We start from the raw sequence: 5,825 nt of genomic DNA on the forward strand, positions 1-5,825 counted from the left end.
GCAGCGAGGCTCCAGCCATTATGCGGGAAAATATACTGATCCTTTTCGATATCAAGGCGCCGAAGGAACTGCAAGATGTCGCGGTTGTTCATGAGAACAGCACTATTTCCGGGGAAATTCGGGTTGGAGATACTTTGATCATTGATTCCCATGAATTTTCTGTTACTTTTGTCGGCAATCAAGTGCACCGGTCTCTTCAGGAATTGGGCCATGTTTCATTTAAATTCAGCGGAGAAGACAACGATTTGCCGGGAACAGTCTGTGTGGAAAACAAAGAAATTCCTCCGATCATAAAAGGCACCAGAATCACTGTTGTCCGGAAATAAAAAAATGCAATTTCGGCCAAATTTGATCCGGGAATGCAGGAGAATTCAGGATCATTGCCAAGTCGGTGTAGTTCGGGAGTGAGCAACATGTTGAAAGGAATACCGGTAACGCCGGATATCGCCATCGGCCCGGCGCTTGTTCTGGTAAACAAAGAACAAACAGCGAAAAAACGAATTGTGCCCGCAGTTCAAATACCGCACGAAAAGGAAAAAATAAATGAGGCGATCGACAAGGCGAAAAAAGAGATTGTATCCGTAATGAAAAGTTTGGAGGATCAGGGCCTATCCGCTGAGGCCGGAATCATTGAGGGACAGTATATGCTATTGTCCGATGACAATCTCCTTTCCGACATGGACGTCATTTTCGCCAATGAGTCCTGCGACGCTGCCTGGGCTGTTCACAAGGTGTTCGAACAATACATTCATACGTTTGAATTGATGGAAGACGAATATCTGAAAGAACGCATACAGGACCTGCGGGATATCAGGCAGCGGCTCCTGGCTCTTTTAAACGGCGACTCATTGGTTAAATTGCATCAATTGCCCAATGAAGTGATTATTGCGGCATATGATCTGACGCCGTCTATGACAGCGCAGATTGACAAGTCCAAAGTAAAGGGATTTGTCACCGAAATCGGCAGCGGAACAAGTCATACCGCCATATTGGCCAGGACATTGTCAATACCCGCTGTAGTCGGTTGTCAACATCTGACGGAAGAAATCCACGACGGTGATCTCGTGATTATTGACGGGAAACAGGGAATTATTTTCATTAATCCCGACGAAGCGATCTTGCGGGAATATCGCGAAAAGAAAAAGCAATGGGCCAAATTTCGCTCCGGATTGGACGAACTTAAAGTTGTCAGGCCGGTGACAAAGGACGGTCTGGAAGTTGAATTGCTGGCCAACATTGGGCACCATCGGGAAGCGGAAATGATCGAACAGTACGGAGCGGACGGAGTCGGTTTATTCCGAACGGAATTTTTATTTATGGACAAAAATCAAATGCCTTCGGAGGAGGAGCAGTTTGCCGCGTACAGTTCGGTTGTCCGGCGAATGAACGGCAAGCCGACGACGATCCGAACATTGGATTTGGGCGGGGACAAAAAAGTACCATATATCGATTTTCCGGCAGAAATGAATCCCTTTCTGGGCTTTCGGGCAGTTCGTTTTTTCCTGAAGCATCCCGATATTTTAAGAACGCAGCTAAGAGCGATTATCCGCGCCGGACAGTTCGGACCTATCCGCATTATGTTTCCCATGATCTCAACCGTACATGAAATGATACAATGCCGTCGATTGGCTGAGGAAGTCATGGAGGAACTAAAAAATGAAGGCCGGCCAACGGGCGAAAACATACAGATCGGGATGATGATTGAAGTGCCGTCGGCCGCATTAATAACGGATCAGTTGACGGATTTTGCCGACTTCTTTAGCATCGGAACAAATGATCTGATTCAATATACGATTGCGGTTGACCGCATGAATGAAAATGTCGGCTATTTATACAATCCGACCCATCCCGCTGTTTTGCGCCTAATCAGTTTTGTATGCAAAAAGGCCAAGGAAAAAGGCAAAATGGTGGGAATGTGCGGGGAGATGGCCGGAGATCCGGCGTATACCGAAATATTGCTCGCGCTCGGATTGGATGAACTCAGCATGAGCCCGTCGCAAATTCCATTGATCAAAAACAACATTATTAATATTTCGTTGCCGGAGGCCAGAGGAAAACTGGACGCCGTCATGAAAGAGCGGAGTGACGCGAATGATACAGCATGAAACCCGGATTTTAAATAAAACCGGTCTTCATACTCGCCCAGCCAAAGAGTTGGTGAAGTTGGCGGGAAGTTTCGAATGCGACATCAAAATTATGAAAGATACGAAGGTTGCCAATGCGAAAAGTTTTCTCAACGTCATTTCCTTGGGAGCGGCGAAAGGGTCGGTAATCCGGATTACCGCGGATGGAAAAGACGAGAAAGAAGCGATGCAAAAAATCGTTGATTTGATTGAAAATAAGTTTGGAGAAGATGAATAAAAGATTCGGGATAAAGCCATTGCCACGCAATTTCGGGCAATGGCTTTATTTTTAACAAGAGTAAAATAATATGGGAGGTTTCCGGTTGTATAAAATAGTATAATACAAGAAATGATAACTTTCGCCAAAAAGGATTGCAAAGGTTTATGAATTTGTTTGAAGTGATTCCGGAGGGGCTGTTTCAGCTTTTGACGGGGGCCAATCGGAAACTGTACGCGGAAGCGTTGCTTCTTTTATATGAGCATTCACAACGGGAACGGTTTGGCATCCGTTACGAGGTAATGCGGGATTTGTTGCAGGAATTGCTGGAAACCCAAAGCGACGCGGGCATGCCGATGGCGCTCGAGGAGGATGAACCCGCCGCCGCGGAAGAGGCGGGGCAGGTCACGTTGGAAGATTATGCGCGGGTGCAAGCGAACGCAATGTTGCGCCGATTGGAGCGGTTAAAATGGATCGACGTGGAGACGCGCAGCCAGTTCGAAGCTTACATTGTGCTTCCCCACTATGCCAGCCGGCTGATCGGGGTATTCCAGGAACTGTGCGAAGCCCGGACGGTTGAGTATCAACGTTTTGCTTTTGTAACTTATCAGCTGTTGACCGGCGAGGAAGCCAAGCTGCGCCCTTGTTTTGCCGTGATGGAAGCGGCGCAGGTGACGAAGCAATTCCGTCAGGAATTGATCGCCCTTTACAATAACATGAAACATCACATGGAGTCGGTGGTGCAAAAAACTTCCATCCGGGAAGTGCTGGATCATCATTTTGAAACGTACAAATCGCAAATCGTGGATAAAAGCTACCATCGCCTCAAAACTTCCGATCATGTCGCCCGGTATCGGTTTCAGATTTTGCGTACGGTGCAACAGTGGCTCCTGGATCGGGAACTGCTGCAGGAAGCCGCCATGGACGGCGTTAAAAGCGAATTATATGGCACCGCAGAGGAGGCGGAGCATGCCGTTCGCGAGGCGCTATTTTTCATTGAGGAGACGTATGTCGGGCTCGAGGAAATTTTTTATCAGATCGATGTGCGGCACAACCAGTACCTTCGTGCTTCTTACGACAGGGCGAGATATTTGAGCCAGCAGTTTGCAGGATTGGATCGGCGTTTAGCCCGGCTTATTGAGCAGCTCGGCAAAGAAACGCAGGAATCGGAGTTCGCACTATTTACGCTCTGTCAAGTGCGCGGGTGGTCGGAGCAATCGTTATATGCGCCCCGTCGCCGCAAGGCGGCGCATCAGCCGGAGAAGCATGTGACGATCCCGATTCCGGAGCATGTAATGGAAGAATTGCGGCAACGAAATATCGAGAAAATGCGCAAGGCGATCACGCGCAAAAAAGTGGATCATTATGTTTTGTCCCGAATGGGCGACCGCAAACGCATGGAGATTGCCGAGCTTGCGCCGCGCAACGCCGAAGAATTCATCATGCTGGGATACGTGTACTTGTACGGCTCGGACGGCGGTTCGCGTTTTCGCCTGGATCGCTCAGCCGGTCGTCCGGTCGTGCGGATCGGCGGTTACCGTTTTCATAACCATGACATTGTTCGCGCGCAACAGGGAGGTCGCATGCCGTGATATTTCAAGATTTGAGTGATTCCGAACAGTTAAAAGTCAAAGAAGCGATTCAAAGGCTCCTGGAGACGAACATGCTGGTTAAAGACAAGGAGCGCGATGTATACGCGACGATACGCCGTCATCGGGTTGCCCTGGAAAGCTATTATCGTTTTCTCGGCTGGGAATTGGTTGTTGATGAACGACATGAATGCGTCTATTTGCATATTCCGGACAGCCGCTTGCGTCGTCGCTTGGATCGTGAACAGACGTTATGGCTGCTTGTGCTTCGTCTTCTGTACGAAGAGAAGCGGCAAGGTTTGTCGCTCTCCGAATACCCGATGGTGACGCTCTACGAGATTCGCAGCAAATACGAATCGTTCCGGCTGGAATGGATTAATCGAACGACATTGGACAAGCTTTTGCGCATGTGCGCGCAAACCCAATTGCTGGAGCCGCTCGATTCCGACAACCGATCCGACGACGCGCGCTTCAAGTTGTTTCATACCTGGATTTATTTGATCCAGGCGGACGAAATGAAAAATTTGCTCGATAAACTGGAGGCACATTTGCCGAACGGCGAAAGAGGGGGTGAGCAGGATGAAATGGATGAAGCGGCTGCGGTTGATTAACTGGCATTATTTTCAGGATGTCACAATGGAATTCGGTAAACAGACCTTGATAACCGGACAAAATGCCGTCGGCAAGTCCACGATTATTGATGCGTTGCAGGTGCTTTTTGTCGCCGACCAACGGATGATCCGTTTCAATGCAGCCGCCCATGATGACGCCAAACGTAGCTTTATCCATTATTTGCGGGGGAAAATCGGCAGCGACGAACGTTCCTTTTTGCGGGACGGCGATTTTACAACCTACATCGTTGCGGAGTTTCGGGACGAGGATCGGAAAGAATGGTTCGTTGTCGGCGTGGCGGTCGATGTGTATCGGGGCGGCTCGGCGACGGAGGAAGAATATTTCATCCTGGCGGATTGCAAGCTGGACGATCTGGAATTCGTCAATTCCAATGGAATATTATTCAACCGCGATGGATTTCGCAAACGCTATGGCGGAGATGGCGCACGAATCGGCGCGCCGGCCGGCAGAAGGGTACTGTTCGAGCGAAACAAATCCAATTATCAGAAAGCTTTGCTTGCCCGGTTGGGGCAATTGCATGAGCGGTTTTTTACGATTTTCACCAAAGCGCTTTCGTTTAAGCCGATCCAAAATATCCGCGCCTTCGTTTACGACTATATTCTCGACAGGAAAGAACTGCAGCTTAATTTGATGCGGCAAAATTTCGAGATCCATGAACGATATCAGCGGGAGCTTGAACTGCTTCAGGAGAGAAAGCAAGAGCTTCAGGAAATCCGAGATTGCTATGGACAATATGTCAAGTATAAGGAAACGGCGCGGGAGCAGGATTACGTCATTCGGCGCCTGAAGGCGGTTTACGAAAGCGAAAATCTGGAGCAAACGGAACGGGAAAACGCCGGGTTGGCGGACAAGCTTAAGCGGCTGGAAGGTGAGATTTCTCTCGCCAAGCTCAAGCAAGAAGAAGCCAGAGGCAAGCAACAAGAAGCGTACCAACGCTGGCAAAATCATGCCGCAGAGAAGCGAAAGCGCGAGCTGAACGAGGAGATTGCGCAATTAACCGCGCAACAGCACGAGGGAGAACGGTTGTTGCGCATCTATCAGGCGCAGCTATTGCGGGAACGGCAATTGTTGACTGGCCTGGCCGATTGGCCGGACAATCCGTTCTGGACCTGGGAGCCGGGCGAGCTGGATTCGTTGCGTCGTTATCAGGAAAGCATGGCGCATCTGGAAGCGTTGGCCCGTTCCGGGTCGATCGCTGTTCATGAGGAGGAGGATTGGAAGCGGGATCTCAAACAAATCGGAGAAAGTCTGGCGAAATGGCGC

At 49.5% G+C, this 5,825-nt stretch carries 6 protein-coding genes; all 6 read left to right on the forward strand.

Annotated elements, in window-relative coordinates:
- Positions 1-326, forward strand: a 326-nt coding sequence (locus tag VF260_03560) for a PTS glucitol/sorbitol transporter subunit IIA (protein HEX7056263.1), incomplete at its 5' end; no start/stop codon positions are given.
- 87 nt (positions 327-413) lie between these two features.
- On the forward strand, positions 414-2,105 hold the full coding sequence (gene ptsP / locus VF260_03565; GenBank protein HEX7056264.1) for a phosphoenolpyruvate--protein phosphotransferase: 1,692 nt from the start codon (positions 414-416) through the stop codon (positions 2,103-2,105).
- A complete protein-coding gene (locus VF260_03570) occupies positions 2,092-2,361 on the forward strand; it encodes an HPr family phosphocarrier protein (protein HEX7056265.1) in 270 nt (89 codons plus the stop codon). Before ptsP ends, VF260_03570 begins: the two co-directional genes overlap by 14 nt.
- A 146-nt stretch (positions 2,362-2,507) precedes the next feature.
- Entirely contained in the window at positions 2,508-3,932 is a 1,425-nt protein-coding gene (locus VF260_03575) for a Wadjet anti-phage system protein JetA family protein (GenBank protein ID HEX7056266.1), read from the forward strand.
- Positions 3,929-4,540, forward strand: coding sequence for a DUF4194 domain-containing protein (locus VF260_03580; protein HEX7056267.1), 612 nt, complete (start codon positions 3,929-3,931; stop codon positions 4,538-4,540). The genes VF260_03575 and VF260_03580 overlap by 4 nt, the downstream gene beginning before the upstream one ends.
- Positions 4,509-5,825: ATP-binding protein (locus tag VF260_03585; GenBank protein HEX7056268.1), on the forward strand; the 1,317-nt coding region annotated here is incomplete at its 3' end. The genes VF260_03580 and VF260_03585, both read left to right, overlap by 32 nt.

It is taken from the genome of Bacilli bacterium, from assembly GCA_036381315.1.
Lineage (GTDB): Bacteria > Bacillota > Bacilli > Paenibacillales > KCTC-25726 > DASVDB01.